Raw genomic sequence first — 26524 nt, forward strand, 5'->3', positions numbered from 1 at the left:
ACGCGCACGCGCACGCACATCGACGAAACCATAACCATCCACGAACCGCAGGGAGTCTTCCATGTACCGCCACCTGGCCAGCGCTGTCGCCTTGCCCCTGATCGTCTCGATGCCGGCGCTCTGCACCGCGCAGGCCCCCGCCACGGGCGGGGACCTCACCGTTCCCGCGCCGCCCGCGACCCCCGATGAACGCACCCGCAACGTCCAGGTGAGCGCGGGTGCGCAGCACCTGAGCGATCCTTACGGCGACTGGCACGACGTGACGCTGCGCGGGGGATGGGGCCTGCCGGGCCACACGCTGCAGGGCGAGCTGTCCGCCCACCGGCGCTTCGGCGTGAATGGCACCTACCTGGGGCTGGGCGACACGCACGAATTCAACGAGGACTGGTACGGCTCCGCCACCGTCGGCGCGGGCGACGGCGCCTTCTATCTGCCCGACTACCGCGTGGACGTCACGCTGAACCGCAAGCTCCTCGCCGACCGGCGGCTGGTGGCCACGCTGGGGGCTGGTTATTACAAAGCGCCCGACGGACATTCCGATCGCAGCGTGCTGCTGGGAGCCACCTACTATTTCACGGCGCCCTGGATCGTCGAAGGGGGCGCGCGGTTCAACGAAAGCGCTCCCGGCAGCGTGAAGACCCGCCAGTACTTCATGGCCGCGACCTGGGGCCGCCAGAAGGCCGACCTCGTGACGGCGCGCGTGGGCTGGGGAGGCGAGGGCTACCTGGCCACCGGGCCCGCGACGCAGCTGGTCAATTTCCGCAGCCGGGAGGCCAGCCTCGCCTGGCGGCACTGGATCGGTGCGAACACCGGCTTCCTGCTGGCCGCGAACCGCTACAGCAATCCGCTGTACCGGCGCGTCGGCATCACCATCGGCCTGTTCCACGATTTCTGAGCGGAGACCCCATGCCCCCCCTGAACCCGCCGCTGGTCGCGGCAGAACGTCCCGTGCCGTCCCATGGTCCCGATTTCGCCGCCACCTTTGCGCAATTGCGCCTCACCGGCAGGCAGACCGACCACCGCCCGCACCGGGCCATCACGCCGCTGCGGATCACCCCGTACCTGGTCGCCCAGGCCATCGTGCTGCCCGTCGCGCTGTGCGCGCTGCTGGCATGGCATCGGCACGATCTGTTCGATCTGTGGCGGGACATCATCCTGTTCTGGTCGAGGGAGCTGGGGGTGCCGCTGGTGCGCGCGCCGCTCGAAGGGCGGCTGGGGTCGGACGGCATGGCACTCTCGGCCGGCGCGTACGACCGTCCCCTGCCGAGCCTGCCCGGCATGGCGGTGGCGGCCGCGGCCGTGGTCGGACTGCTTTGGGCCTCATTGCGGATGCGCAATGACAGCCTGCCGCTGAAGTACCCGATGCGGATCGTGGGCGTGGTGCAGGGGTTCGCGCTGGCCTATTTCTGGTTCGTTCCGCAGCAGTTTCCGTACACGATCTCGCGGCACAGCGAGGAACTGCTGTTCATCGGCTACGTGATGATGATCGCCACGCCGGTGATGCTCGCCGCCGGCTACTACCTGTTGAACGAAAGCCTCTGGGCGAAGGTGGCCAATACCGTGGCGATCCTGGCATTCTTCACACTGTTCATTCCCCACCAGGTGATGGCCCAGGCCTGGATCATGCACCACCTGTCGGTGCTCTACATGCCGGTGCTCTACATCTGCTTCGGCGCGGTGTTCGACGCGCTGGTGTTCGTGGCGCTGTATTCCTGGGCGATGAGCGACGTCTCGCCGCATGCCACGCGTTGACCTCGCCGCGCGCTGACTCCGGTTCGCCCAGGGCCCGGGCGCATGGCCCTGGGCGCTTCGGCGCGTTTCGCGAGTCGCTCTCAGTGGGGCGGCGCCGGCAGCAACCGGTCGTATTCCCGTTTGACGACGGCATAGCATTCGCAGGAGCGCTCTTCCAACCCGGGGCGGTTGAGGATTTCGATGTGCCCGCGGGTATACCGTATCACCCCTGCCTTCTGCAATTTGGCGGCAGCCTCGGTCACGCCCTCCCGGCGCACGCCCAGCATGCCGGCAATGACTTCCTGGGTGATGTGCAGGGAGTTGCCCTGCAGGCGGTCCAGGCTCAACAGCAGCCAGCGGCACAACTGCTGATCCACCACGTGGTACCGGTTGCACACTGCCGTCTGCGACATTTGCGTGAATAGCGCCTGGATGTACCGCAGCAGCAGCGGCATGACCACCGGGCTCAGGAATTCGTGCCGGACGAGGTCGGCCCGGATGCGGAACGCCTGGCCGGCGCTTTGCACCACCGCATTGCCGACCGTCGATCCTCCCCCGAGCAGCAGGGAGATGCCCACCAGCCCTTCACGGCCCACCACGGCGATCTCCGCAGCGGAGCCGTTCTCCATGGCATATTTGATGGACACCACTGCCGTCGAGGGAAAATAGATGTGGCGCACCATTTCGCCCGACTCGTGCAGTATCTTGCCGGCCGACAGTTCCCGTTTCTCGAAATACGGCAGCCACCGCGCGAGATCCCGCGCGGGAATACTCCTCAATATTCCGTTGCTTACGGCTTCTTCAGCTCCCAGCACATGCGGCCCTGTTTTGACAATATGTGTGCATACGCATCAAAAGTATAGGAATAGGGGAGAGTGGCCTCTGTGCGCTAACGCACTCAACTGGAAATGGTCAGGCCGTCGTGACATCCGCAGGCGCGGCATGGCGCAGAGGCACTCGGCCACTGAATTTCTGCAGGAAGCTAAGGTTGGGATATGCGCCGGTGGGGACCTGGATAGAAAGCGACGAAACTCGGCCGTCAGAACGTGAAGGGGGCCGCCAGGGGTGAAACGTCAGGGCGCGGCGGCGCGGTGGCGTGGAGGGGGCAGCGGCGCCGGAACGATTTCATCGGCAGCCCATGCCACAAGCTACGCTAAAAATCCAGTTGCCGCTTGTCAGCAAATGTCGACGATTGCCCCCGTAACTCGGCAGCAATCGACGCCCCCGCGCTTCCAGCCCAGAGGGTGAGGGCGGGCCGGACCAGCAGGCCGCAACGGCCGGATAATCGTCGCTCTCCTCCCTGCCGTCCGCCCGTGAACTCCCCCGTCTTCGCTTCGCTCGTCCCGGTCATCCTCTGCATCGCCATCGGCTTCTTCGCGGCCCGCATCGGCTGGGTGCGCGCCACCGCGATCAAGGATCTCTCCAACATCGTCTTCCTGGTGCTCACGCCGGCACTGCTGTTCCGCACCATGGGCGCGGTGCGGGTGCAGGACCTGAACTTCGAGCCGGTGGCGCTGTACTTCCTCGCGGCGAGCCTGGTGTTCGTCGTCACCATGGCCTTCGCGGGCTTCACCACCCGCGCGGCGGCACGGGGGCTGGCCAACATGTTCAGCAACAACATCATGATCGGCGTGCCGCTGGTCGGGCTGGTGTACGGCAAGGAAGGGCTGGTGACGCTCTTCACGCTGATCTCGCTGCATGCGCTGGTGCTGCTCACGGCCGCCACGGTCGTGTTCGAACTTGCCGAGGCGCGCGAGAGCCAGCGCTCGGGCCGCAGCGCGCCGCGCCCGGTGCTGCACACCGTGCTGCAGGCGGTGCGCAACGGCATCGTGCACCCGGTGCCGCTGCCCATCCTGGCGGGCCTGCTGTTCGGCCAGACGGGCCTGGTGCTGCCCGAGGTGATCGACAAGCCGCTGCAGGTGCTGGGCACCGCGCTCGGCCCCATGGCGCTGCTGCTGGTCGGGGTCACGCTGGCCTACACCAAGGTGGGCCACCATGCGCGCGAGGCGCTGGGCATCGCCGTGGTCAAGAACATCGCGCACCCGCTGCTGCTGTTCTCGCTAGCCTGGGCCCTGGGGCTGTCGGGCCTGTCGGTGGCGGTGATGTTCACCGCCGCGGCGCTGCCGGTGGGCGCCAACGTGTTCCTCTTCACCCAGCGCTACGGCACCATGCAGGACGAGGTGTCCGCCAGCATCGCGCTCTCGACCGCGCTGGCGCTGGTCACGGTGCCGGTGATGCTGCTGCTCGCCCAGCGGCTCTGGCACTGAGCGAGATACGGCGCCGCCGCGTCAGAACGGCCGGGTCAGCAGGCCGTAGACGGTGCGGATGCCGTCCATGTAGTTGCCCATGCGCATGTTCTCGTTGCTCGCGTGCTGGTTGTTGTCGGCATTCACGAGCGGCACGATGACGAAGGGCACGTCAAGCACCTTGACGATTTCCGCCGTGGGCACGGTGCCCCCCATCATGCGGATGCGCACCGGTTCGGGCTGCGCGCCGAAGGTGCCGGCCATCGCCTGGTACGCCCAGTGGCCGACGGCCGAATCGATCGGCGTGCCGGCGGCATTCCCGCCCTCGCTCTGGTACGAAAAGCTTGCCAGCTTGTCGTAGCGGGCCCGGTCCTCGTCGCCCGGCTGGCCCTTCACCAGGTGGTAGCCCTGCTGGCGGATGTGCGTCTCGATGCGCTGGCCGAGGTAGCGCGCATCCGAATCGGGCGTGGTCCGCAGGTCGAGTTCGGCGACGGCGGTGTGCGGCACGATGTTGGCGACCTTGTCGCCCACCGCGGCCGAGGCCATGCCCCGCACGTTGAGCGACGGGTACTGCATCGCCTCCTGGTAGTTGGAGCCGACGCTGTCGGGCTTCGCGATGCCCAGGCGCTTGCGCATCGCGCCTTCGTCGTCGGGGACCGCCGCCATGATCTTCCGCTCGGCATCGCCCAGCCGGACGTGGTCGTAGTAGCCCGCCACGGTCACGCGGCCCTGGTCGTCCTTCATCGAGGCCAGCAGCGTCGCCAGGCGCTGCGCAGGGTTGGGCGAATAATTGCCGTAGTGCCCGCTGTGCAGCGCCACCTTGGCGCCGTACACCGTCAGGGTCGCCTGCGCTGCGCCGCGGTTGCCGAAGATCAGCGTCGGGCGGTTGGTGGCATGCATCGGGCCGTCGTGGATGACGATGGCGTCGGAACGCAGCAGCTCGCGGTGGGCGGCCATCACCTTGCCGATGGACGGCGAGCCCTTTTCCTCTTCGCTGTCGAGCACCACCTTCACGTTCACGCCCAGCGTGGCGGCATCGGCACGGATGGCGTCGATCGCCGAGAGGAACATCATGATCGGCGCCTTGTCGTCCGCGGACGACCGGCCGAACACGCGCCATTCCGGATCGACCCGGCCTTCTAGGAGCTGGGCCGGATCGATCTCTTCCCAGTCGCCTCCGGCCGAGCGGCGCTTGAGCACCGGGACCCACGGGCTCTTCTGCGCCCACTGCTCGGGGATGACCGGCTGCCCGTCGAGGTGCATGTAGAAAAGCACGGTCTTGCGCTGCGCATCGGCGCCCGGCAGCTCGGCGAACAGCATCGGCTTGCCGTCGTTGTCCAGCTGGCTGGTCACGAACCCGCGCTTGCGGAAGGACGCTTCGAGAAACTCCACGTTCCTGCGCACGTCCGCCGGCACGATGGCGTCGTTGGGCAGCTTCAGCAGCTCGAAGTATTCGCGGTAGCTCGCCTGCGCGAAACGCTCGGCGGAGGCGGCGGACAGTTCGGCGGCATGGGCGCCGAAACCAGCGGCGAGGGCGGCTGCGGCGGCCAGGGAAAGAAGTTGTTTCATACCGGCCGAAGATACTCCGTAAAACACCGTCAGGGCGCGAGGCGCTCGCGCACCCAGGCGCCCGGGGTTTCCTCCCGGTAGCAGAGCCGGTCGTGCAGGCGGCTCTTGCGGCCCTGCCAAAACTCCCAGCGGTCGGGCTTCAGCCGGTAGCCGCCCCAGTGCGGCGGGCGGGGCGGCTGCAGCAGGAACTGCGCTCCGTACTTGGCCGCGTTGGCCACCAGCACGCCGCGGCCGGAGATCACCTCGCTCTGCGGGCTGGCCCAGGCGCCGATGCGCGAATCCAGCGGCCGGCTCGCGAAATACGCATCGCTTTCGGCATCGCTCACTTTTTCCACGCGGCCCTCGATGCGCACGACGCGCTCGAGCTCGACCCAGTGGAACTGCAGGGCCGCGAATGGGTTGCCGGCCAGCTGCCGGCCCTTGCGGCTCTCGTAGTTGGTGTACCAGACGATGCCGCGCTCGTCGTAGCCCTTGACGAGCACGATGCGCGAGCTCGGCCGCAGGTCGGCGCCCACGGTGGCCAGCGTCATCGCGTTCGGCTCGGGCACCTGCGCCGCCACGGCTTCCTGCAGCCACTGGTCGAACTGGCGCAGCGGGTCGGCATGGGAGGCCTCCTCGCTGAGCTCGGCGCGCTCGTAGCTCTTGCGCAGGTCGGCGATGGAGGACGACAACGGTGAGGAGTGGGAGGACATGCCGCGATTGTGCATGCCTTCCCCACCCGTCCCGCGGCCCGCGGGCCGGGCGGCGTCACACCGGGGCCGATTGGCGGTCCTGCCCGGCGATGCGCTGCATCAGCGCGCCGACGTCCACCTGTTCGCCGGGCCGCTCCTGCGGCGTGCCGCGCAGCGCGCCCCAGCAGCGTGCGATCAGGTCGGTCACTCCGTTCATCGTGTCCACGATCGCGCGTCCGGCCGGGAAGGTGACTGCCAGCGAGGGGTGTTCGATGGCGCGCAGTTCGGCTTCGGTGATCTCGATGCCCGGAGCCTCGCCGGACTCCTGCCCCTGCGACCGCGCGAGGCGCTCGACCGCCTTGTGGGCGATCAGTTCGATCATGCGCCGGTGCTTCTCCGCATCCGTGGTGAGCCGGCCGCCGAGGCCCCCGAGATGGTTGGCGGTCAGGATGCCGGTGCCCAGGCTGAGCACCTCGGTCGGCGTGTTGACCATGATCGTGGCGATCTTCTGCACCACCGGCCGCAGCACATGGGCGCGCGACATCGAGTCGAAGGGGAGGAATCCCGTGAGCAGGCTGATCACCGAGCCGATGCCCATCGAATTGATGGACAGGCCATGGCCCGGCGCCACCTCCAGGGCCCCCTGCGTGTCCGCCAGGGCATGGTCGGCCAGCGCACGCCGGGCCCCGGCCTCGCCGGCGTCCGCGGGCAGCGCCACGCCCGGCGCGGGGAAAAAGCCCTCGTTCATGCGCTCCAGCACGCCGGATGCCATCTCGCCATGGCCCTCCGCGACTTCGTGCGGCACCATGGCGCCCGACGTCGAGACGGCGATCTGGTTGGCCACGAGGCTCACCGGCTGCATGGCCCAGCTCTGCGTCAGCTCCACCGCGTTGTTGGGAATCGATCCGACGGCCGCGATGGTGCCGGACACGAAGGACGCCTTCAGGTCGTCCATGAACTCCTCCATCGACTCCGGCAGCAGCGGCTCGTGCTGGAAGGTGCCGAGCAGGCGCTTGATCACGAACGAATCCATGCCTTCCGCGAACAGCGGCGTGAGCGAGGCCAGCATCACCTCGGCGAACTTCGTGGCGGGGTGGTCCTCGCCGTAGGCCGAGGCGATCGCCTTCGTCACGGCGCCCCACGCCACCACATCCAGTGCGAACGCCACGCCGCCGCTCGCGACCATGCTCGCCAGCATGCTCCAGCCCAGCGCCGGCGTGAACTGCTTGTGCGACAGCACCGCCTGGATCGCCTGGGCGCCCATGCGCCCCCGCAGTTCGAGCGTGACCGGATCGCCCGCGCCCAGCGTCCGGTTGACCAGCGCCTGCAGCCCTTCATGGCTGGATTCCGCCCGGTAGCGCACCCCCTGCAGGAACTCGAACGGGCGGTTCTCCGGATTGGGCCCCAGACCCGGTACGGGGGCCAGATGCGGGTCGTCCACGGCACTGGAGGGGTCCACGTCCTTCAGGCTGACCGGGCGCAGCCGCGCCTGCTCGCCGAACGCGGCGGCCCCCTTCTTGATGGCCTCGCGCGCCGCGTAGGTGGAGAGATCGATGCTGGCTTCTTCGGTGCCGCCGTCCGCCAGGTGGATCTGGCGGACCCTGCAGCCGGCGGAGAACTCCCAGGCGTTCAGGAGGATGTCGGCCTCCAGGGGCAGGCGGAGCTCGGGCGTGCCGCCGAGCGACAGGCGCGCCGCTTCCTCGGGAAACTTCGCCTGCACATAGTCGAGCACCGCCTGCACGGCCTTGTCGGACGAGGTCAGGCGCTGGTCCGGGCCGCGGCCGACCGTGCCCTTGAGCACCATCGGAGGCGTGAACCGTTCGGTGGAGACGATCTCCTTGAGCTGCGCGACGTAGGCGTCCCGCTGCAGCTTCTGGATGCGCTTGAGCCGCCCCAGCAGCGCGGTCTGCCGCACCAGGGTGGTGAGATGCGCGTCCGTGCGGCCCGCGCCCCGGGCTTCCGGGGTGGGCAGGGCGTCCGCCTGGGCGAGGCGCTCCGTGGCCCGGCCGCGCTCCAGCTGCAGCATGTGGGCGAGCACGGCGCTGCGCAGGCGCGCGTTGCGGGGCGGGCCGGCGGGGGGCGATGAGCTGCTGGCGGAGTCTTCACCGGAGGTGCGCTGGCGCTGCAGCGCACCGGTGAGCGGGGTCTCGGCGTGCTGCCGGCTGCCGCTGGCCGATGCCGATGACGGGGCTGCCGCCTCGGACGAGGGGGATGCCTGCCGTGCAGAGGGCGCGCTGGCGAGGAGGGTGCTTTGGAGGGAAGGCATGGTTCTTTTCTGGGGTTGCGGGCCGGGGGGCCGCCTCTCGCGAGGCGCCGGAAACGGCCGGACGGGCCGCCCCGGCCCTGGGATGGGCCGTTGGGCCGCAATCTATGCCGCCGCGGAAAAGAACCGGCCAGGGCGCCGAAGCGATCGCCCACCGCCCGAAACCGCGCCACGTCCAGCGCCCGCGGAGGGCGCCCCGGCTCAGGCGCCGCCGCCCGCGCGCGGCGAGAAGCGCAACAGGCGCGCCAGCGCCCGGTCTTCGATGCCCAGGCGGCGCAGGCCGTCGTAGGTCGCCTGGGCGTAGTCGAGCGTGGTGCCGTAGCGTCCGCTGGCCTGCGAGAAGATGCGGCGGTATTCCGCCTCGGTCAGCTCGCCCGTGTGGTTCGGGCTGCTGCGCGAGAGCGTGAACGCGAGGGCCCGCACGGTGCCCAGCGGCGTCAGGCACGGCAGCCAGCGCGGGTCGTATACGCCCGTGGGCATCTCGCGCTGCCACAGGTTCACCATCACCTGCCGGGCATGCGCCTGCTCCACGCGGAAGACCATCCCGCGGCAGCTGCCGCCCGGGAACATGCCGAGCACCAGGCCCGGGCAGTCCGGCGTGCCGCGGTTCACCCGGCTCCACATCTTCAGCGCGCGGTGCCAGCCGTGCACGCGCGCCAGCCGCTGTTCGGCGAACGCGAAATCCGGCCGCCAGATCAGCGAGCCGTAGCCGAAGATCCACAGGTCGCTATCGCCCCCCCATTCGGCCAGCGCGCGCTCCAGCATCGGGGCCGGATCGCGCAGCGGAGCGGGCAGGGCCGCCGCGGCTGCCTGCACGGCAGCGCCACTACAATTCGCGGTTTCGTCCATCTTTCCATTATTCATCTACGGAGTTTCCCCATCATGGCCTTCAGCACTTCCGACGACGACAGCCAGCAGCGCTTCGCCCTCGGCTTCCTGTTCGCGATCATCGCGCTCGTGGTGTCCGCCGTGGTGGGTACCGTCGTGGTGCAGCGCGGCATCGCACGCCCGGCGGCCACTCCTGCCTCCGCGCCCGCCGCGGAAGTGGTGGCCCCGGCCGGCACGCTGGACATCGCCGGCAACGAGGTCGCGCGCGTGGTGGTGGACGGCAGCGTGGTGAAGTTCTACTTCACCTCCGGCCGCGCCGACCTGACGGCCGATGCCGCGCCCGCCCTGACCGACGTGGTGCGCGCAATGAAGGACGGCGACCGCCGCGTGGTGGTCTCCGGCTTCCACGACGCCACGGGCGATGCCGCCGTGAACGCGGAACTCGCCAAGCAGCGCGCCCAGGCCGTGCGCGACGCCCTGGTGGCCGCCGGTGCTCCGGAAGACCGCATTGAACTGCGCAAGCCCGAACTCACCCAGGGCGACGGCAATTCCGCCGAAGCGCGCCGCGTGGAAGTGACGCTGGCGGCGCAGTAGCCTTCCTGCCCCGTCCCGCAGCAGAGCCCGGTCCGCCGGGCTTTTTTCATGGTCAGGTGCTGCCGCGCACGACCAGCTCGTAGTCGAGCGCCACGCAGTGGCGCGCCGGCGGCGTGCCGTGCATCAGGCCCAGCAGCATGGCGGCGCCGGCGCGGCCCACCTCGCCGCGCGGGGTGCGCACGGTGGTGAGGGGCGGCACCATCTGGTCGCTGCCGGCCAGGTCGTTGAAGCCGGCCACCGCCACCCGGCCCGGCACCGGCACGCCGCAGCGGCTCGCGGCCAGCAGGCCGCCCTGGGCGATGTCGTCGTTGCAGAAGAAGATCGCATCCACGTCCGGCGCGCGCCGCAGCGTTTCCTCGAAAAGCCGCGCGCCCAGCGCGATCGAGGAGCCTTCCGGGCTCAGGATTTCCAGCTGCGCGTCGTAGAGCCCGGCCTCGCGCAGCGTGCGGCGGTAACCCTCGGCGCGCTGCAGCGTGCGCGGGTCGAGCTGGGCGGCGCAGAAGGCGATGCGCCGCCGGCCGCGCTCCAGGAGATGCCGCGTGATGGCGGCGCCCGCCTCCAGCTGGGAGAAGCCCACGCAATGCACGCCCGGCGCGTCGCTGGTTTCCATGAGGTGCACGCACGGCACGCCGCTGCGTGCGATCAGCTGGCGGGCGGCCTCGCTGCGGTCGAATCCCGTCACGAGCAAGCCCGCGGGCCGGTGGGGCAGGTAGGTGCGCAGCAACAGCTCCTCCTCGGCCGCGTCGTAATGGGTCACGCCGATCAGCGGCAAAAAGCCTTGCGGGAACAGGGTGCGGTGCACGGCTTCGAGCAGGTCCACGAACAGCGTGTTCGACAGCATGGGTACGAGCACCAGCACCTGGGTGCTGCGTTGCGAGGCGAGGGCGCGGGCCGCCGGGTCGGGCACGTAGCCGAGCTCCTGCGCGGCAGCCTGCACGCGCTCGGCCAGGGACGGGTCCACACTGCGCTCGCGGCGCAGCGCGCGCGAGACGGTGATGGGGCTCACGCCCGCGAGCCGCGCCACGTCGTCCAGCGTGACGCGGCCGCTGGCGCGGCGGGTCCGTCGGGGGCGGGGCGGGGCGGAATCGTTCAAGGGTTAATCCGGATCGGTGGGGCCCTCATTGTGGTCTAGGATAGCGCTATCTTGCTCAGGGTTAACGACAGGGCCCGCTCCACGGGCGCGCTGCTGCCGGGGCAGGGAACGACGATCCACCTCATCCATTTGACGGAGACGACGCGGCCGGCTGGGCGAAAAGCCTCCGCGATTTTTATGATTTCAACGGATAGCGCTATCCAAGGCAAACCGCTGCCCGCGTTGGTGGTGATGGGTGTGTCCGGCTGCGGCAAATCGAGCGTCGCGGCCGAGGCCGCTGCGCTGCTCGGCTGGACCCTGCACGAAGGCGATGCCTACCATTCCCCCGAGAGCGTCGCCAAGATGCGCGCGGGCCAGCCGCTCACCGACGGGGACCGGGCCGGCTGGCTGGACCGGCTCGCCGGGCTGCTGGCCCATGCCGTCCACCCCGGCGATGCAGCGGGGCAGGGCGGCATCGTGCTGACCTGCTCGGCCCTGCGCCGCCGCTACCGCGATCACCTGCGCGCCGCCGCGCCCGGGCTGCGCTTCGCCTTCCTGGAGCTGGACTACGACGAGGCGCTCGCGCGCGTCAGCCACCGGCCGGGCCACTTCTTCTCGCCCTCCCTGGTCGCCAACCAGTTCGCCACGCTGGAATCGCCCCGCGGCGAGGACGGCGTGCTGGCGCTGGACGCCACCCGGCCCATCCATGACCTCGGCCGTGCCATCGAGCAGTGGATGCACGGCGGCGCCGTGGCAGAGGCTGCCGCGCCGCGCCCCCACGCTTCCGGCGCCCCGTCCGCGCCGGCCCCTTCCGGAGACACCGCATGAACGACCACCCCGGCGCGGGCACCCCCGCGCGCCGCAAACCCGCGCTCCAGCGCATCGCCGAGCATTTCATGGTGCTGGCCCTGGCCGGCATGGTCGTGGCCGTGTTCGTGAACGTGGTGCTGCGCTATGCCTTCGGCACCAGCATCGTCTCGTACGAGGAAATCTCGCGGCTGCTGTTCGTCTGGCTCGTCGCCGTGGGCACCATCGTGGCCGCGTTCGAGGGCAAGCACCTGGGCTTCGACATGCTCACCGCCCGCCTCTCCGGCGCGCCGCGCAAGGCGCTCTTCTGGGTGAGCCAGGCGCTGGTGGCGCTCTGCATGGTGCTGCTGCTCAAGGGATCGTGGGCGCAGGTGGTGGCCGGCATGGAGAGCTACAGCACCGTGCTGGGCTATCCGCTCGCCCTGGGCGCCGCCGCCACGCTGGTGCTGGCGGTGGGCCTGCTGGTGGCGCTGGTGCTGGACCTGGTGCGTGGCCGGCCTGCGGGCGACGACGCGGCCGGCGACGCCACCATCGAATAAGGAGCCGCCATGGTCGTGACCCTCATCTTCCTCGGCGTGCTCATCGGCGGCATGGCGATCGGCATGCCGATCGCGCAGTCGCTGATACTCACCGGTGTCGCCCTGATGTGGCACCTGGACTTCTTCGATTCGCAATTGCTGGCGCAGAACCTGCAGGCGGGTTTCGACAACTTCCCGCTGCTGGCCGTGCCGTTCTTCATCCTGGCCGGCGAGCTGATGAACGCCGGCGGGCTGTCGCGCCGCATCATCGACCTGGCGCGCGCCTTCGTCGGCCACATCCGTGGCGGCCTCGGCTTCGTGGCCATCGGCGCGGCGGTGCTGCTCGCGTCGATGAGCGGCTCGGCCATCGCCGACACGGCGGCGCTCGCCACCATCCTGCTGCCGATGATGCGCCAGCAGAACTACCCCGCCAGCTACAGCGCCGGCCTGCTGGCCTCGGGCGGCATCATCGCGCCGATCATTCCGCCGTCGATGCCGTTCGTGATCTACGGCGTGACCACCAACACCTCCATCAGCAAGCTGTTCCTGGCGGGCGTGTTCCCGGGCCTGATGATGGGCATCTTCCTCATCTTCGCCTGGTGGTGGATCGCCCGCAAGCACCAGCTCGCGGCGATGGAGCGCGTGGCCTGGAGGGCTCGGATGCGCGCGCTGCTGCACAGCTTCTGGGCCATGATGATGCCGGTCATCATCCTGGGCGGGCTCAAGGGCGGCATCTTCACGCCCACCGAGGCCGCCGTGGTCGCCGCCGTGTACGCGCTCATCGTCTCGATGTTCGTGTACCGCGAGATGACCTGGGGCCGGCTCTACGAAGTGTTCCTGGCGGCGGGCAAGACCACCGCGGTGGTCATGTTCCTCTGCGGGGCCGCCACCGTCACCGCCTACATGATCACCCTGGCCGACCTGCCCAACCTGCTGGCCGACAGCTTCGCCGGCGTGATGGGCAACCCCATGCTGTTCATGGCGCTGATGATGGTGTTCCTGCTGGTGGTGGGCACGGCGATGGACCTCACGCCCACCATCCTGATCTTCGGCCCCGTGTGCGTGCCGCTCGCCATCAAGGCCGGCATCGATCCGGTGTACTTCGGCTTCATGTTCATCTACGTGGGCTGCGTCGGCCTCATCACGCCGCCCGTGGGCACGGTGCAGAACGTGGTGGCCGGCGTGGGCCGGCTGCGGATGGAGACCGTGATCCGCGGCACCACGCCGTTCCTGCTGATGTACGTGCTGCTGCTGGTGCTGTTCGTGGTCTTCCCGCAGTTGATCACCGCGCCGCTGGGCTGGATGCATTGAGCCGGGCCGGGCCTTCCATCCACCGATCGCCACCCGTATTTCCACGCTTTCGCTGCTTTCCCGCTTTTTTCCAGGAGACAAACACCATGCGCATCCGTTTCGCCCTCGCCACCCTCGTGGCCGCCATCGCCGCCAGCGGCGCGTCCGTCGCCCAGGCCCAGGACTTCAAGCCGCGCATCGTGCGCTTCGGCTACGGTCTCGTGGACAACTCCAACCAGGGCCGCGCCGTGCGCTTCTTCGCGCAGGAGGTCGAGAAGGCCACCGGCGGCAAGATGAAGGTGCGCGGCATCGGCAACGCCTCGCTCGGCTCCGACACGCAGATGCAGCAGGCGCTCATCGGCGGCGCGCAGGAGATGATGGTCGGCTCCACCGCCACCCTGGTCGGCATCGTGCCCGAGATGGCGGTGTGGGACACCCCCTTCCTCTTCGCCAACGTGAAGGAAGCCGACACCGTGCTCGACGGCCCCGTCGGCGAGAAGGTGAAGGCGAAGCTCGAACCCAAGGGCATGGTCGGCCTGGTCTACTGGGAGAACGGCTTCCGCAACCTCACCAACAGCAAGCGTCCCGTCACGAAGCTGGAAGACATGGGCGACATCAAGCTGCGCGTGATGCAGAACAACGTGTTCCTCGACAGCTTCAAGGCCCTGGGCGCCAACGCCGTGCCGCTGCCGTTCTCCGAGCTGTTCACCGCGCTCGAAACGCGCGCCGTCGATGGCCAGGAGAACCCGTTCAACACCGTGGTGTCCAGCAAGTTCTACGAAGTGCAGAAGTACCTCACCGTCACCAACCACGTCTACAGCCCGTGGATCGTCACGGTGAGCAAGAAGTGGTGGGACACCCTCAGCCCGGCCGAGAAGAAGGTGCTGCAGGACGCCGCCGTGAAGAGCCGCGACTTCGAGCGCAAGGACACGCGCGAGGAAGCCGCCAAGGCGCTGGCCGACCTGAAGACCAAGGGCATGCAGGTCAACGAACTGCCCGCGGCCGAAGCCAACCGCATGCGCGAGAAGCTCACCTCGGTGAACGCCGGCATCGCCAAGTCCGTGGGCCAGGAGACCTGGGACGCGGTGCAGGCCGCCGTCAAGCAGGCCCGCGGCGGCCAGTAAGGCGCGACAGCACGGGTGCATGCGCCGGCTCGCAGGCAGCGCACGCACCGGCCGCAGGGCACGGCAGGGCCCTGAGGCCGAACCCGACCGTACGCACCGGCGGCCCTCGCCTCGGCCTACACTTGCAGGTCATGAGGAAGGCGTACGATTCCCCCGACAGGCGCGGCGCCGCCGGCCCGCACTGCGGCCGGACCGGGCGGCCATCCCGGGCCCTTCGCGCGCCTTCTCCGTTCCTCCCCACGTCGATCCTGCAAGGCACCGCCCACACACCGCCATGCCACTCCACGATACCGTCCATTCCGTCACCGAACGCATCCGCGAGCGCAGCGCGCCCACGCGCGCGGCCTACCTCGCCCAGCTCGATTTCCACGCGCAGCGCGACCGCGGCGCCGATCGCCTGGGCTGCGCCAACGTCGCCCATGCCTTCGCGGGCATGCCGGGCAACGACAAATTCCGCGTCGTCGCCGAGCGCGCGCGCAACATCGGCATCGTCAATGCCTACAACGACATGCTCTCGGCCCACGCGCCGCTGCGCCACTATCCCGAGCTGATCAAGGAGGTCGCTCGCCAGCACGGCGCCACGGCCCAGGTGGCGGGCGGCGTGCCGGCCATGTGCGACGGCGTCACCCAGGGAACGCCGGGCATGGAGCTGTCGCTCTTCAGCCGCGACGTGATCGCGATGGCCACCGCCGTCTCGCTCTCGCACGACGTGTACGACGCCGCGCTGATGCTCGGCGTGTGCGACAAGATCGTGCCCGGCCTGCTGATCGGCGCGCTGCACTTCGGCCACCTGCCGACGGTGTTCGTGCCGGCCGGGCCGATGACCTCGGGCCTCTCGAACAGCGCCAAGGCCAAGGTGCGCGAACAGGCCGCGCAGGGCCTGGTCGGCCGCGACGAACTGCTGGCCGCCGAATCCGCCGCCTACCACGGCGAAGGCACCTGCACCTTCTACGGCACCGCCAACAGCAACCAGATGCTCATGGAAGCCATGGGCCTGCACGTGCCCGGCACCGCCTTCGTGAACCCCGGTGAAGCGCTGCGCACCGAACTCACGCGCGAGGCCGCCCGCACCGTGCTCGGCCAGCCCGGCGCGCCGTGCCCGCCCATCGGCCGCATCGTGGACGAGCGCTGCATCGTCAACGCGATGGCCGCGCTGCTCGCCACCGGCGGCTCCACCAACCACCTGATCCACTGGGTGGCCGTGGCGCGCGCCGCGGGCATCGCCATCGGCTGGGACGACTTCGCGGCGCTGTCGGCGGTGGTGCCGCTGCTCGCCCGCGTCTATCCCAACGGCAGCGCCGACGTGAACCAGTTCCAGGCGGCCGGGGGCCCCGGCTACGTGGTCCGCGAACTGCTGGACGCCGGCCTGATGCACGAGGACGTGCTCACCGTGCGGCCCGGCGGCCTGCGCGAATACACCCGGCTGCCGGTGGAGGATGCCGCGGCCCCCGGCACCGGCAGGCTGTCCTGGGCGCCCATCGGCGCCAGCGGCGACGACGGCGTGCTGCGCCCCGCGGATGCCCCCTTCAGCCCGATCGGCGGCCTCAAGCTGCTCGAAGGCAACCTGGGCCGCAGCGTGATCAAGATCTCCGCCGTGCCCGAAGACCACCATGTGATCGAGGCGCCCGCGCGCGTCTTCGCCTCGCAGGCCGAGCTGCAGCAGGCCTTCCAGGCCGGCGAGCTGGACCGCGCCTGCGAAGCGCATCCTTCCCACGGGCTGATCTGCGTGGTGCGCTGGCAGGGCCCGCGCGCCAACGGCATGCCCGAGCTGCACAAGCTCACGCCGCCGCTGGCGGTGCTGCAGGGCAAGGGCTACCGCGTGGCACTGGTCACGGACGGCCGCATGAGCGGCGCCTCCGGCAAGGTGCCGGCCGCCATCCACGTCTCGCCCGAGGCACTCGCGGGCGGGCCGCTGGCGCGCGTACAGGATGGCGACATCGTCCGGCTCGACGCCACGGCCGGCACGCTGAACGCGCTGGTCGATCCGGCCGAGTGGGCGGCCCGCGCGCCGGCCACCCAGCCCGAGGAACTGGCCCGTGCCGACGGACACGGCTGGGGCCGCGAACTGTTTGCCGGATTCCGGCGCAACGCGCTCAGCGCGGAAGAGGGGGCCTGCACATGGCTGTGAACGGACAAGGGACTTTGACCGCGCAGGACGTGATGCGCGACGCGCCGGTGATTCCGGTGATCGTGCTGAACGACATGGCGCATGCCGTGCCCATGGCGCGCGCGCTGGTGGCCGGCGGCATCCGGATGCTGGAGGTGACGCTGCGCACCCCCGAGGCCCTGGCCTGCATGGAGGCCATCGCCAAGGACGTACCCGAGGCCGTGGTCGGCGCCGGCACCGTGCGCAGCGCGGCCGATGCCCAGGCCGCCGCCCGCGCGGGCGCGCGCTTCGCCGTGAGCCCGGGCTTCACGCCCGCCGTGGGCCGCGCCTGCCGCGACCTGAACCTGCCGCTGCTGCCCGGCGTGGCCACCGGCAGCGAGATCATGATGGCGCAGGAAGAGGGCTTCAACGCCCTGAAGTTCTTCCCGGCCGTGCAGGCCGGCGGCCTCGCCATGCTCAAGGCCTGGCAGGGGCCGTTCGGCGACGTGGTGTTCTGCCCCACGGGCGGCATCCAGCCGGGCAATGCGGCGGATTTCCTGGCGCTGGGCAACGTCGCCTGCGTGGGCGGCTCCTGGCTGGTGCCCGGCGATGCGCTGGCCGCCGGCGACTGGGCCCGCATCACCGAACTGGCCCGGTCCGCCGCGGCGTTGCGTCCGGCACGCTGACGGCTGCAAGAAGAAGTGCCGCCGGCCCGTGGGGTTGGCGATACTGTGGCCATGAAAACCATCGACGAGATGCTGAACCTGGAACTGCTCACCCCCGAGCAGCACCACGAGATCGACGCCTGGATCGCCCGGGCCGATTCCCCCGACGACATCCTGCGCATGCCGGCGCCGCTCTGGCAGGCCGTGGAGCGCGCCAGCGAAGCCATGGGCGTCAACGCGGACCTGCTGCGCCCGCCGGCCCTGGACGCTGGCACGCTGTCGTGACCCCCGTGCTGTCGCCTTCGCCCCCGCCTTCGCTTCCCCATTCCGTACCCATGACCGTTTCCCCTCAGCCCCTCGCCATCCGCCCCGCCACCCCCGACGACATCGACACCATCCTGCACTTCATCCGCGAACTGGCCATCTATGAGAAGGCCGAGCACGAGATGCAGTCCACGCGCGCCCACATGGAGCGCACCATGTTCTGCGAGAACCCGGCCGTCTTCGGGCTGATCTGCCTGGACGGCGACACGCCGGTGGGCTTCGCGGTGTATTTCTTCAACTACTCCACCTGGCAGGGCCGCCACGGCCTCTACCTCGAGGATCTCTACGTCTCTTCCGAATGCCGCGGCCGTGGCGCGGGCAAGGCGCTGCTGCAGCACCTGGCTGCCATCGCGGTCGAGAAGGACTGCGGCCGCTTCGAGTGGAGCGTGCTGGACTGGAATGCGCCGTCCATCGCGTTCTACGAGAGCCTGGGGGCCCAGCCGCAATCGGAGTGGATCCGCTACCGGCTCACGGGCCGGGCGCTGGAGGCGCTTGCAGCGCGGGCGCCGGCACAACCATAGAAGAAAACCGCCGTTCGACATTTCATGGCGCGCCCTCCGCCGGTGCGGATTGGAAGACGCCCTGCAGTGCATCGGCGAGTTCGGCCGCGGTGGCTTCGTCGGCCAACGCGGGGAACTCCTTCACCAGCTTGCCCGAGACTTGGCCGCCGTTGTCCCGCACCGAGCGGATGATGCGGTCAATGTCGCTGTCTGGCCCTTCGATCACCTGCTTCACACGCTCGCGCGCAAGCCGAAGGCTGCGCAGGTAGCCCGCTTCCTTGCGCATCTCCTGCTCGATGGTCACGCGCACGATATCGGCGATGTATTCGACGTGGTCTGTGAGGTCGGGGTAACGCCACGCGTTCAATGCGTCCGCGTAGCCGTCGAATTGCAGGTTGTAGCGCACCCCGTCCTCGGCCTGGTGCTCCGGCCCGAAACGCCAGGCGTCGGCGTAGCGGCGCATGAGCGGCAGCGAGAAAAGCTCCAGCACCTGGTCGTAGCCGCGGCGCTTGACCACCGAACTGGTGATGGTCGCTGACACGGGCAGAATGAAAGGCTCGGGCACGGCGCCATCCCGCCGCAGCACGTCGTTGACCAGGAAGCGCGAAATGCGGCCGTTGCCGTCCGACATGGGGTGGATGTAGACGAAGCCGAATGACAAGACCGCGGCACGGACCAGAGCGGATCCGCCGACGGTCCGCTCGGCACAGTCGCGCAGACCTGACAGCAACTGCGGCGCATCGTCCCAGTGCGGCGCGATGTAGTGGACGACCTCGTGGAACCCGTCCACCTCGCCGACGAACACCGGTGAGCGCCTCACGCCGTAGCGCGTGGCGCGCGGCCCCAGGATCTCTGCCTGCAATTCGCTCAACGACGCCTCCGACAAGGGGTCCTCGTGCCGGCCGCACCAGCGCTCCATCGCGGCGGCGAAGCGCCGCACGCGGTCGACATGCTGCTCCTCGTGCTCGATTGCAAAGCTGGCGCGGCTTTCCTTGATGGTGAGCCAGACGGCGCTGCGTTGCAGGATGTCTGCACCGAATTCCGTCTCGAGGGCGGCCAGATGTTCTGCGAACGCGTAAAGCTCGGCCTGCCGGACGGCGGGTGTGCGCAACACCATGGGGCAGAAGCTGCGCGAGCCGGGAAGGTTGTCGCGCACCCGCCACCGTTGGTTGTTGGCCGATCGAAAGGAGGTGAGGTAGCGCTCTTCGTCGAGCGCGGTCACATAGTTGCCGGCCGCGACGCCCGGGAAATCGAGCATCCGCCCCGTGAGGTACTCGTAGAAGAAGCCGGCGCGGCGGGCATACTGTCCTGTGGGCTCGGCGCCTACCCAGGCCTCCAGTTCGGCGGCCGGGGCGGCATCGAACAACCGTGCGAGAAATTCCAGGTGAACGCCCTCGTGTTTGAGGGCGAAGGTCAGGTGCCCCGCCAGGGAAGCCGCAGGGCGGGCGGTGGGGGGATATTGTTCATGGACGTAGCCGTTTTCGCGGACGGTCGCACGCGACTTGCCGATGGCACTGTCCGTGCGAAATGCCTGGACGGCGTCGACCCCGTATTGCTCGGCCAGCCAGCGGTAACCGATCCATTCAGGCACTTAAGAAACTGGGGCGGGGCCCAAAAACGATTAAATGGCCTGCATGTTGATTAAATTTGACTGAACCGTCAAGATTTCGATTAAACCAGACATGCGGCTGTCCCTGACCGGGCCCCAGCGACGCGATCCGCACCCACCATCAGCGCAGGCCGGTGCCCGACCCCACGTCGTTCTTGCGTTCGATCAGCTCGATCTTGTAGCCATCCGGGTCCGTCACGAACGCGATCACCGTCGTGCCGCCCTTGACCGGACCAGCCTCGCGCGTCACGTTGCCGCCGGCGGCCTTGATCTTCTCGCAGGCCGCATGGGCGTCCGGCACGCCGAGGGCGATGTGGCCGTAGGCCGTGCCCATGTCGTAGCTCTCGGTGCCCCAGTTGTAGGTGAGTTCGATCTCGGCCTGGCCCGGGTTGCCGCCGTCGAAGCCCAGGAACGCCAGCGAGTACTTGTACTCGGGGTTCTCGGACGTGCGCAGCAGTTGCATGCCGAGCACGTTGGTGTAGAAATCAATCGAGCGCTGGAGGTTGCCGACGCGCAGCATCGTGTGGAGGAATCTCATGGGCTCCGATTGTGCCGGCACATCGAAAACCCGTGTGCAGCAACGACGCCGGAAGGGCGCATGGACGGCCCTAGACGGGCACGGTGTAGTTGAGCGTCATCCGCCCGCCATCCACGACCACGATCTCGCCGGTCACGTAGCTGGCCGCGTCGCTCGCGAGCCAGGCGACCACGTCGGCCACCTCGGCGGGCTCGCCCAAGCGCTTCATGGGCGTGCGGCCCAGGATGCGGGCGCGGGCGTCGTCGCTCGTGAGCACGGCCTTGGCCGCGAGCTCGGTGGCGATGGTGCCCGGCGCGACCGCGTTCACGCGCACGCCGCGGTCCGCCAGCGACAGCGCCATCACGCGCGTGAGCTGGTTGATGCCGCCCTTGCTCACGTTGTAGCTCGCGATGGTGGGAATGGTGAGCACGCCGTTCACCGAGCTCATGTTCACGATCGCGCCCCGGCCCGCCGTGGCCATCGCGCGTGCCGCCGCCTGGCCCATCAGGAACGCGCCCTTGAGGTTCACGCGCAGCACGGCGTCGAAGTCGTCCTCGGTGATGTCGAGGAAATCCGCCGCGCGGAAGATGCCCGCGTTGTTCACCAGCACGTCGATGCGGCCATGCACCTGCAGCACCTGCGCCACCAATGCGTCCACCTGGGCCTTGTCGCCGACGTCGCAGCGCACGTAGAGCGCCTGCGGCAGCTCCGCGGCCAGCGCGTTGCCGCGCGCGTCGTCCACGTCGGCGACCACCACGCGCGCACCCTCGCGGGCGAAGCGGCGGGCGCAGGCCTCGCCGATGCCCTGGGCGCCGCCGGTGACGATGCAGACACGGTCGGCATGGCCGAAATGGACGGAGGTGCCGGACAGGGACGGGGAAGTGGAAGAGGAGGGCAGGGACATGCCCCGATGGTAGCGGCGCCGGCGGCCCGGCATGTACAGGGGGCTCGCATGCCGGGGCGCGATGGTGCCGCGCTTCACCCCGGCGCTTCAATCCGGTGCGTGCGCCGCCATCCCGGTGCCGCGGGCCATGTCCACGAAGGCCCGCAGGTAGTCGATGGCGGCATCCGCCTCGCGCGCCCCCAGGAAGATCTGCTTGGCGATACCGCGCGCGCCCAGCCGGACGGGCACCACGTCCATCCGGGCCGCGTATTCCTCGACCAGCCAGCGGGGCAGGGCGGCCACGCCGCGGCCGCTGGCCACCATCTGCAGCATGATGTCGGTGGTCTCGATGGTCTTGTGGCGCCGCGGTGTGACGCCGGCCGGCAGCAGGAACTGGTTGTAGATGTCCAGGCGCTCGATGTCGACGGGATAGCTGATGAGCACCTCCCGGGTGAGTTGCTGCGGCTTCACGTACGGGACCGATGCGAGGGCGTGCCCCCGGGCCACGACGAGCACCTGCTCGTAGTCGAACACCGGCTCGAACGCCAGGCCCGGCTTGAACAGCGGGTCCGGCGTGACCAGCAGGTCGATCTCGTAGCCGAACAGCGCCCCGATGCCGCCGAACTGGAATTTCTGCTTCACGTCCACATCCACGTCCGGCCAGGCCGCCAGATAGGGCGACACCACCTTCAGCAGCCACTGGTAGCAGGGGTGGCATTCCATCCCGATGCGCAGCGCGCCACGCTCCCCCTGGGCGAACTGGCCCAGGCGCTCTTCGGCGAGATGCAGTTGCGGCAGCACGCGGTTCGCCACCGCGAGCAGGTACTGGCCCGCCTGCGTCAGCCGCAGGCTGCGGCCCTCGCGCAACCACACGTCGGTACCCAGCTGCTGTTCCAGCTTCTTCATGCTGTGGCTCAGGGCCGACTGCGTGAGATGGAGCACGCCCGCGGCGGCGGTCAAAGACCCCTGCTGTTCGACCTGCTGAACGATCTGGAGGTGGATGCGTTCCAGCATTCAATGAATTCCATTCATGAATCGTTGAGATAAAACCATTTTACTTCATCGATTCCGAACCCTAGCATCCGTTCCCATCGACAGCCCGGAAGAATGAAAGAAGGTGAATGGAATGAACGAACCATGGGGTTTCACGGTGAAGACGGTGGGCTTCGACGAAAACTACCGTCCAGCCGAAGGCACACGCATCACCACCAACTTCGCCAACCTCGCGCGGGGCGCGAACCGGCAGCAGAACCTGCGCAACACGCTGCGGATGATCGACCACCGCTTCAACGACCTGGCGCATTGGGACAACCCGTCGGGAGACCGCTATGCGGTCGAACTGGGGATCGTCTCCGTCGAAATGCACCTCGGCGCCGAGGCGGGCAGCCACACGTTCCCGCTCATCGAGATCCTGAAGACCTGCATCCTCGACAAGGCGACGGGGCAACGCATCGAGGGCATCGCGGGCAACAATTTCTCCTCGTACGTCCGCGATTACGACTTCAGCGTGCTGCTGCCCGGCTACAACGCCGGCCGGGCGGAGTTCGGCGTTCCCCAGGATTTCGGCGATTTGCACGGAAAGCTCTTCAAGCAGTTCATCCAGTCCGAGGCCTACCGGCGGCATTTCAGCAAGCCGCCGGTCATCTGCATCAGCGCGGCGACCAGCAAGACCTATCGGCGCACCGGCAACCGGCACCCCGTGCTGGGGGTGGAGTACCAGCAGAACGAGCCGTCCTCGACCGACCAGTATTTCGCCAAGATGGGCATGCAGGTGCGCTTCTTCATGCCGCGGGGCGGCGTGGCCCCGCTGGCCTTCTACTTCCACGGCGACCTGCTGAACGACTACACGAACCTGGAGCTGATCGGCACCGTCAGCACGATGGAGACCTTCCAGAAGATCTACCGCCCCGAGATCTACAACGCCAACTCCGCGGCCGGCCCGCTCTACCGGCCGAGCCTGAAGAACCAGGACTACTCGGTGACGCAGATCGTCTACGACCGGGAAGAGCGCAGCCAGCTGGCCGCAGCGCAGGGCAGATTCGCGGAAGAGCACTTCATCAAGCCCTACGGGCATGTGCTGCAGCGGTGGGCCGCTGGCTGCGCGGCCTGATGCTTCTCACTACAAAAGGAAACCCTCCCATGTTCGAAACCTCCATCGCCGGCAGCCTGCCCAAACCCGCCTGGCTCGCCGAAACCCACAAGCTCTGGCCCCAGTGGCGTGCCGAAGGCGAGGCGCTGCGGCAGGCCCAGGCCGACGCGACCCTGCTGTGGATCAAGGCCCAGGAAGACGCGGGCCTGGACATCGTGTGCGACGGCGAGCAATCGCGCCAGCATTTCGTGCATGGTTTCCTGGAACAGGTCGAGGGCATCGACTTCGAGCACAAGGTGAAGATGGGCATCCGCGACAACCGCTACGACGCGATGGTGCCGCAGGTGGTGTCCGCGCTGCGGTTGAAGGGCCGCGTGCATGCCTTCGAGGCCCAGCTGGCGCGTGCCCATACGAAGAAAAAGCTGAAGTTCACCCTGCCGGGCCCGATGACCATCGTCGACACGGTGGCGGACCGCTTCTACGGTGACAAGGTGAAAATGGCCTTCGCCTTCGCGGAACTGCTCAACCAGGAAGCACTGGCGCTGCAGGCCGACGGCGTGGACATCATCCAGTTCGACGAGCCCGCCTTCAACGTCTACATGAAGGATGCCGCCGACTGGGGCGTGCAGGCACTGGAGCGCGCTGCGCAGGGCCTGACCTGCACGACGGCGGTGCACATCTGCTACGGCTACGGCATCCAGGCGAATACCGACTGGAAGAAAACCCTGGGCGAGGAATGGCGCCAGTACGAGACGGTGTTTCCCGCGCTGGCCAAAAGCCGCATCGACCAGGTGAGCCTGGAATGCATTCACTCGCACGTGCCGCCCGACCTGATGCGGCTGCTGGCCGGCAAGGACGTGATGGTCGGCGTGATCGACGTGGCGAGCGACGTGGTCGAGACGCCGGAGGAGGTGGCCGACACCATTGCGCGGGCCCTCGCGTTCGTGCCGAAGGAGCGGTTGTTCCCATGCACCAACTGCGGCCTGGCGCCGATGGGCCGCGACGTGGCATGGCGCAAGCTGCAGGCGCTGGCGGAAGGCACGCGGCTGGCGAAGGAGCGGCTCGCCGCGGCGTGATGCCAGCGGGCCATCGCTGCATCGGGCTCGAAGGCGGGTGGCGCCCTGCCGTCAAGACAGGGTGCGGGGCAGGGCGGGGGAGCGCCGGGGCAGTGGAAGAGGGCGTGCGGTCCCGCTACCCACAGGCCTCAACGCCGTCGGATTTTCTCAACAGACGCTTGCGCTCTGTGCATCGCGGCGGGCCAGCGCATCCTGCAGCGCTGCATGGAATCGCTCGGCCGCCACGCCGAGAGGCCAGGGTTCCCAGGGTGTGCCGCCGTACCGGGCCGCCAGCGGATCGGAGCCCATCACGGGCGCGTCGATGCGCAGTATGCCGCGCACCTCATCGTGCGTCCAGCCCACGCAGTGCACGGCCTCGCTGGCGGCCGCGGCCAGATCAGCCGCCTTGTGCAGCCGGTGGGCCTCTGGAGTCCAGCCCGGCAATCCGTAGCGCTCTGCGACCGCCTGCATGAGCCGGTCCGCCACCGCGCGGAAGGGCCCGCCCAGCACCGCCTTCAGCGGCGAGATGCAGTCGAACCCGAGAAAGCCTTCTTCCGCGTCGTGCAGGATCTCCTGCAGCTCTTCTTCGGCGCTGAGCGGCGCGGGGGCGGCCGCCCGCCGCAATTCCAGCACCAGCAGCGAGTGCTGGGCGACCGAGAGCGGCAGCGGCCAGGCCGATTCGCCGCCCCAGCGCGCGGTGCGCGACAGCCGCACCGCCAGATCCGTGTCGGTCCACGCTGCGGGGTCCGGATCGATCAGGTCGAGGTGCGCGCCGGAAGGCAGGCGCATCCAGGCGCGGGGGAGCGGGGAGCCTGAAGTCATCCCGGGATTGTGCAGGGACGCGGCACCGTCCGCCGGGCACGGCGGGCAGCGGCAGCGCCGCGTTCTCCCGGCATGCTTCAGGAGCGCGTGGGCGGCGCCTTGGGATCGAGCAGGTTCGCCGCCTGGCTCGCGCCGGTGGACCGGAAGTAACCCATCACGGTCGCCACGCTGCGGTGGCCGGTCATGGCCATCGTGTCGGCCAGCGGCACGTTCTGGGATGCCGCCTCGGTGACGAACCCCGAGCGCAGCGAATGCGCGGAGTAGTCGTCAGGCAGCCCGGCGGCCAGGGCGCGCTCCTTGACGATGTCGCGCACGGCCGCCGGGGACAGCGCGCCGGCCAGCCTGCCGCCTTTCAGCACCCGCCGGAAGACCGGCCCCTCGGTGATGCGCGCGGCCTCGAGCCAGGCATGCAGGGCTTCTCCGGCCAGCCCTTCGATGGGTTTGTAGTTCTCCGGGCGGTCCGCCGCATGCTGGTTGGTCTTGGAATGGGCCAGCATGAAGGTGAACGACGACGGCCCATGGCGCCGCAGGTGCTTCATGTCGGCGCCGGCGACCTCCGAACGCCGCCGGCCGCCGCTGGCGAACGCGAACAGCAGCAGGGCCCGGTCGCGCAGGCCCTTGGGCGTCGCCAGATCGCAGGTTTCCAGCATGGCCATCAGCGGGTCTTTCGTCAGCGCGTCCTTTTTCCTGGGCAGGTCGCCGCGCTTGCCATAGGCCCGGCGGGTCTTGGTCAACAGCTCGCGCACCTTCGCGTCCTGGCAGGGGTTCTCCGCCTCCTTGAGCTGGTGGGTTTTGGAGAGCACCGCGATCCGGTGGACCAGGGTATTGAGGGCCATGGGGCCCGGCTTGCCCTTGAACCCCGCCTTCACCAGCACCTCGTCGATCGCGGGCGGCAGCTCGTGGGCCAGCCCTTCGCCCGTGCTGCGCTGGGCGTGGTCCACGATGAATTGGAGCACCACGGCCGGGGGCACCGGGAGGGCGATCGGCTGCCCGTAGCGCAGATTGAACCAGGCGGCCCAGTACCGCAGGGCGGAGCGGTAGCTCGCGAGCGTATTCGCCGATTCGCCTTCGCGCATCAGCTCCTCGACGGCCTGGGCCGTGGCGTCCGACAGCATTTCCGGCTGCAGCGCGGGAACGTTTCCCGGCGGCGGCAAGCGCATCGGCGGGCGCGCACCGTTCGATTTGAATATTTTCATACATACAATGTATTGTTTTATACATCATATGTCACGTTAGCCTCGATAAGAACCTCTTATCGTGA

General features: G+C 69.0%; 26 protein-coding genes. 14 read left to right on the forward strand and 12 right to left on the reverse strand.

Annotation, left to right across the window (positions count from 1 at the left end; translation table 11 throughout):
• Nucleotides 1-61 precede the first annotated feature (61 nt).
• Nucleotides 62-895 (forward strand): YaiO family outer membrane beta-barrel protein, encoded by an 834-nt coding sequence (locus Q9R47_RS04180; protein ID WP_311231950.1) that lies wholly within the window; start codon nucleotides 62-64, stop codon nucleotides 893-895.
• 11 nt (nucleotides 896-906) lie between these two features.
• Complete coding sequence (locus Q9R47_RS04185; RefSeq protein WP_311231951.1) at nucleotides 907-1752, forward strand: hypothetical protein; 846 nt, start codon at nucleotides 907-909, stop codon at nucleotides 1750-1752.
• A gap of 80 nt (nucleotides 1753-1832) precedes the next feature.
• On the opposite strand, the gene Q9R47_RS04190 is transcribed toward Q9R47_RS04185, so the two are convergent.
• On the reverse strand, nucleotides 1833-2543 hold the full coding sequence (locus Q9R47_RS04190) for a Crp/Fnr family transcriptional regulator (protein WP_404977098.1): 711 nt from the start codon (nucleotides 2541-2543) through the stop codon (nucleotides 1833-1835).
• A gap of 501 nt (nucleotides 2544-3044) precedes the next feature.
• Here Q9R47_RS04190 and Q9R47_RS04195 point away from each other — a divergent pair.
• Nucleotides 3045-3998, forward strand: a complete 954-nt coding sequence (locus Q9R47_RS04195; RefSeq protein WP_311231953.1) for an AEC family transporter — start codon at nucleotides 3045-3047, stop codon at nucleotides 3996-3998.
• Nucleotides 3999-4019: 21 nt separating this feature from the next.
• On the opposite strand, the gene Q9R47_RS04200 is transcribed toward Q9R47_RS04195, so the two are convergent.
• The 4 genes from Q9R47_RS04200 to Q9R47_RS04215 form a co-directional block, all read right to left on the reverse strand.
• A complete protein-coding gene (locus tag Q9R47_RS04200) occupies nucleotides 4020-5546 on the reverse strand; it encodes a M20/M25/M40 family metallo-hydrolase (protein ID WP_311231954.1) in 1527 nt (508 codons plus the stop codon).
• Between the two features lie 29 nt (nucleotides 5547-5575).
• Nucleotides 5576-6253 (reverse strand): pyridoxamine 5'-phosphate oxidase, encoded by a 678-nt coding sequence (pdxH, locus tag Q9R47_RS04205; RefSeq protein ID WP_311231955.1) that lies wholly within the window; start codon nucleotides 6251-6253, stop codon nucleotides 5576-5578.
• Nucleotides 6254-6293: 40 nt separating this feature from the next.
• Nucleotides 6294-8483: a hypothetical protein gene (locus tag Q9R47_RS04210; protein WP_311231956.1), complete on the reverse strand. Its 2190-nt coding sequence runs from the start codon at nucleotides 8481-8483 to the stop codon at nucleotides 6294-6296.
• Nucleotides 8484-8681: 198 nt separating this feature from the next.
• On the reverse strand, nucleotides 8682-9329 hold the full coding sequence (locus Q9R47_RS04215) for a gamma-glutamylcyclotransferase (RefSeq protein WP_311231957.1): 648 nt from the start codon (nucleotides 9327-9329) through the stop codon (nucleotides 8682-8684).
• A gap of 33 nt (nucleotides 9330-9362) precedes the next feature.
• Between Q9R47_RS04215 and Q9R47_RS04220 the strand changes: the two genes are divergently transcribed.
• On the forward strand, nucleotides 9363-9902 hold the full coding sequence (locus tag Q9R47_RS04220) for an OmpA family protein (protein ID WP_311231958.1): 540 nt from the start codon (nucleotides 9363-9365) through the stop codon (nucleotides 9900-9902).
• A 52-nt stretch (nucleotides 9903-9954) separates the two neighbouring features.
• Here Q9R47_RS04220 and Q9R47_RS04225 read toward each other — a convergent pair whose 3' ends face one another.
• On the reverse strand, nucleotides 9955-10995 hold the full coding sequence (locus tag Q9R47_RS04225) for a LacI family DNA-binding transcriptional regulator (RefSeq protein WP_311231959.1): 1041 nt from the start codon (nucleotides 10993-10995) through the stop codon (nucleotides 9955-9957).
• A 177-nt stretch (nucleotides 10996-11172) separates the two neighbouring features.
• On the opposite strand from Q9R47_RS04225, the gene Q9R47_RS04230 reads away from it, so the two are divergent.
• The 8 genes from Q9R47_RS04230 to Q9R47_RS04265 all read left to right on the forward strand — a co-directional run bounded on the left by Q9R47_RS04230 (nucleotide 11173) and on the right by Q9R47_RS04265 (nucleotide 18309).
• The gene (locus Q9R47_RS04230) at nucleotides 11173-11802 is read left to right on the forward strand and encodes a gluconokinase (protein WP_311231960.1); all 630 of its coding nucleotides are present in this window, start codon (nucleotides 11173-11175) and stop codon (nucleotides 11800-11802) included.
• A complete protein-coding gene (locus Q9R47_RS04235; RefSeq protein ID WP_311231961.1) occupies nucleotides 11799-12320 on the forward strand; it encodes a TRAP transporter small permease in 522 nt (173 codons plus the stop codon). Before Q9R47_RS04230 ends, Q9R47_RS04235 begins: the two co-directional genes overlap by 4 nt.
• Nucleotides 12321-12329: 9 nt before the next feature.
• Nucleotides 12330-13610, forward strand: a complete 1281-nt coding sequence (locus Q9R47_RS04240) for a TRAP transporter large permease subunit (RefSeq protein WP_311231962.1) — start codon at nucleotides 12330-12332, stop codon at nucleotides 13608-13610.
• 86 nt (nucleotides 13611-13696) lie between these two features.
• On the forward strand, nucleotides 13697-14713 hold the full coding sequence (locus tag Q9R47_RS04245) for a TRAP transporter substrate-binding protein (protein WP_311231963.1): 1017 nt from the start codon (nucleotides 13697-13699) through the stop codon (nucleotides 14711-14713).
• Nucleotides 14714-14987: 274 nt separating this feature from the next.
• On the forward strand, nucleotides 14988-16841 hold the full coding sequence (edd, locus tag Q9R47_RS04250) for a phosphogluconate dehydratase (RefSeq protein ID WP_311231964.1): 1854 nt from the start codon (nucleotides 14988-14990) through the stop codon (nucleotides 16839-16841).
• Nucleotides 16832-17485: a bifunctional 4-hydroxy-2-oxoglutarate aldolase/2-dehydro-3-deoxy-phosphogluconate aldolase gene (gene eda, locus Q9R47_RS04255; protein ID WP_311231965.1), complete on the forward strand. Its 654-nt coding sequence runs from the start codon at nucleotides 16832-16834 to the stop codon at nucleotides 17483-17485. The genes edd and eda overlap by 10 nt, the downstream gene beginning before the upstream one ends.
• Before the next feature lie 51 nt (nucleotides 17486-17536).
• On the forward strand, nucleotides 17537-17749 hold the full coding sequence (locus Q9R47_RS04260) for a hypothetical protein (protein ID WP_311231966.1): 213 nt from the start codon (nucleotides 17537-17539) through the stop codon (nucleotides 17747-17749).
• 50 nt (nucleotides 17750-17799) lie between these two features.
• Entirely contained in the window at nucleotides 17800-18309 is a 510-nt protein-coding gene (locus Q9R47_RS04265; protein WP_311231967.1) for a GNAT family N-acetyltransferase, read from the forward strand.
• Between the two features lie 22 nt (nucleotides 18310-18331).
• On the opposite strand, the gene Q9R47_RS04270 is transcribed toward Q9R47_RS04265, so the two are convergent.
• From Q9R47_RS04270 to Q9R47_RS04285, 4 genes are all read right to left on the reverse strand, one after another.
• Entirely contained in the window at nucleotides 18332-19879 is a 1548-nt protein-coding gene (locus Q9R47_RS04270) for a Fic family protein (protein WP_311231968.1), read from the reverse strand.
• Nucleotides 19880-20018: 139 nt separating this feature from the next.
• Nucleotides 20019-20435, reverse strand: a complete 417-nt coding sequence (gene gloA / locus Q9R47_RS04275; RefSeq protein ID WP_311231969.1) for a lactoylglutathione lyase — start codon at nucleotides 20433-20435, stop codon at nucleotides 20019-20021.
• Between the two features lie 70 nt (nucleotides 20436-20505).
• Nucleotides 20506-21318: an SDR family oxidoreductase gene (locus tag Q9R47_RS04280; protein ID WP_311231970.1), complete on the reverse strand. Its 813-nt coding sequence runs from the start codon at nucleotides 21316-21318 to the stop codon at nucleotides 20506-20508.
• Nucleotides 21319-21405: 87 nt separating this feature from the next.
• The gene (locus Q9R47_RS04285; protein WP_311231971.1) at nucleotides 21406-22311 is read right to left on the reverse strand and encodes a LysR family transcriptional regulator; all 906 of its coding nucleotides are present in this window, start codon (nucleotides 22309-22311) and stop codon (nucleotides 21406-21408) included.
• A 112-nt stretch (nucleotides 22312-22423) separates the two neighbouring features.
• Between Q9R47_RS04285 and Q9R47_RS04290 the strand changes: the two genes are divergently transcribed.
• Entirely contained in the window at nucleotides 22424-23407 is a 984-nt protein-coding gene (locus Q9R47_RS04290; protein WP_311231972.1) for a DUF1852 domain-containing protein, read from the forward strand.
• Nucleotides 23408-23436: 29 nt separating this feature from the next.
• Nucleotides 23437-24462, forward strand: a complete 1026-nt coding sequence (locus tag Q9R47_RS04295) for a methionine synthase (RefSeq protein WP_311231973.1) — start codon at nucleotides 23437-23439, stop codon at nucleotides 24460-24462.
• A gap of 147 nt (nucleotides 24463-24609) precedes the next feature.
• Here the strand turns inward: Q9R47_RS04295 and Q9R47_RS04300 are convergent, their stop codons facing one another.
• Nucleotides 24610-25263 carry a phosphohydrolase gene (locus Q9R47_RS04300; protein WP_311231974.1) on the reverse strand — a complete coding sequence of 218 codons (654 nt, stop codon included), beginning with the start codon at nucleotides 25261-25263 and terminating at the stop codon, nucleotides 24610-24612.
• A 77-nt stretch (nucleotides 25264-25340) separates the two neighbouring features.
• A complete protein-coding gene (locus Q9R47_RS04305) occupies nucleotides 25341-26423 on the reverse strand; it encodes a tyrosine-type recombinase/integrase (protein ID WP_311232218.1) in 1083 nt (360 codons plus the stop codon).
• Nucleotides 26424-26524 lie beyond the last annotated feature (101 nt).

Origin of the sequence: Acidovorax sp. PRC11 (genome assembly GCF_031844105.1) — a bacterium.
Taxonomy (GTDB): Bacteria; Pseudomonadota; Gammaproteobacteria; order Burkholderiales; family Burkholderiaceae_C; genus Paracidovorax.

Bases quoted from the DNA above. Each gene is read 5' to 3' on its own strand.
- Q9R47_RS04180 (WP_311231950.1), top strand. From the start codon at position 62: ATGTACCGCCACCTGGCCAGCGCTGTCGCCTTGCCCCTGATCGTCTCG.
- Q9R47_RS04185 (WP_311231951.1), top strand. From the start codon at position 907: ATGCCCCCCCTGAACCCGCCGCTGGTCGCGGCAGAACGTCCCGTGCCG.
- Q9R47_RS04200 (WP_311231954.1), bottom strand. From the start codon at position 5,546: ATGAAACAACTTCTTTCCCTGGCCGCCGCAGCCGCCCTCGCCGCTGGT.
- pdxH (WP_311231955.1), bottom strand. From the start codon at position 6,253: ATGCACAATCGCGGCATGTCCTCCCACTCCTCACCGTTGTCGTCCTCC.
- Q9R47_RS04210 (WP_311231956.1), bottom strand. From the start codon at position 8,483: ATGCCTTCCCTCCAAAGCACCCTCCTCGCCAGCGCGCCCTCTGCACGG.
- Q9R47_RS04215 (WP_311231957.1), bottom strand. From the start codon at position 9,329: ATGGACGAAACCGCGAATTGTAGTGGCGCTGCCGTGCAGGCAGCCGCG.
- Q9R47_RS04220 (WP_311231958.1), top strand. From the start codon at position 9,363: ATGGCCTTCAGCACTTCCGACGACGACAGCCAGCAGCGCTTCGCCCTC.
- Q9R47_RS04230 (WP_311231960.1), top strand. From the start codon at position 11,173: ATGATTTCAACGGATAGCGCTATCCAAGGCAAACCGCTGCCCGCGTTG.
- Q9R47_RS04235 (WP_311231961.1), top strand. From the start codon at position 11,799: ATGAACGACCACCCCGGCGCGGGCACCCCCGCGCGCCGCAAACCCGCG.
- Q9R47_RS04240 (WP_311231962.1), top strand. From the start codon at position 12,330: ATGGTCGTGACCCTCATCTTCCTCGGCGTGCTCATCGGCGGCATGGCG.
- Q9R47_RS04245 (WP_311231963.1), top strand. From the start codon at position 13,697: ATGCGCATCCGTTTCGCCCTCGCCACCCTCGTGGCCGCCATCGCCGCC.
- edd (WP_311231964.1), top strand. From the start codon at position 14,988: ATGCCACTCCACGATACCGTCCATTCCGTCACCGAACGCATCCGCGAG.
- eda (WP_311231965.1), top strand. From the start codon at position 16,832: ATGGCTGTGAACGGACAAGGGACTTTGACCGCGCAGGACGTGATGCGC.
- Q9R47_RS04260 (WP_311231966.1), top strand. From the start codon at position 17,537: ATGAAAACCATCGACGAGATGCTGAACCTGGAACTGCTCACCCCCGAG.
- Q9R47_RS04265 (WP_311231967.1), top strand. From the start codon at position 17,800: ATGACCGTTTCCCCTCAGCCCCTCGCCATCCGCCCCGCCACCCCCGAC.
- gloA (WP_311231969.1), bottom strand. From the start codon at position 20,435: ATGAGATTCCTCCACACGATGCTGCGCGTCGGCAACCTCCAGCGCTCG.
- Q9R47_RS04280 (WP_311231970.1), bottom strand. From the start codon at position 21,318: ATGTCCCTGCCCTCCTCTTCCACTTCCCCGTCCCTGTCCGGCACCTCC.
- Q9R47_RS04285 (WP_311231971.1), bottom strand. From the start codon at position 22,311: ATGCTGGAACGCATCCACCTCCAGATCGTTCAGCAGGTCGAACAGCAG.
- Q9R47_RS04290 (WP_311231972.1), top strand. From the start codon at position 22,424: ATGAACGAACCATGGGGTTTCACGGTGAAGACGGTGGGCTTCGACGAA.
- Q9R47_RS04295 (WP_311231973.1), top strand. From the start codon at position 23,437: ATGTTCGAAACCTCCATCGCCGGCAGCCTGCCCAAACCCGCCTGGCTC.
- Q9R47_RS04300 (WP_311231974.1), bottom strand. From the start codon at position 25,263: ATGACTTCAGGCTCCCCGCTCCCCCGCGCCTGGATGCGCCTGCCTTCC.
- Q9R47_RS04305 (WP_311232218.1), bottom strand. From the start codon at position 26,423: ATGCGCTTGCCGCCGCCGGGAAACGTTCCCGCGCTGCAGCCGGAAATG.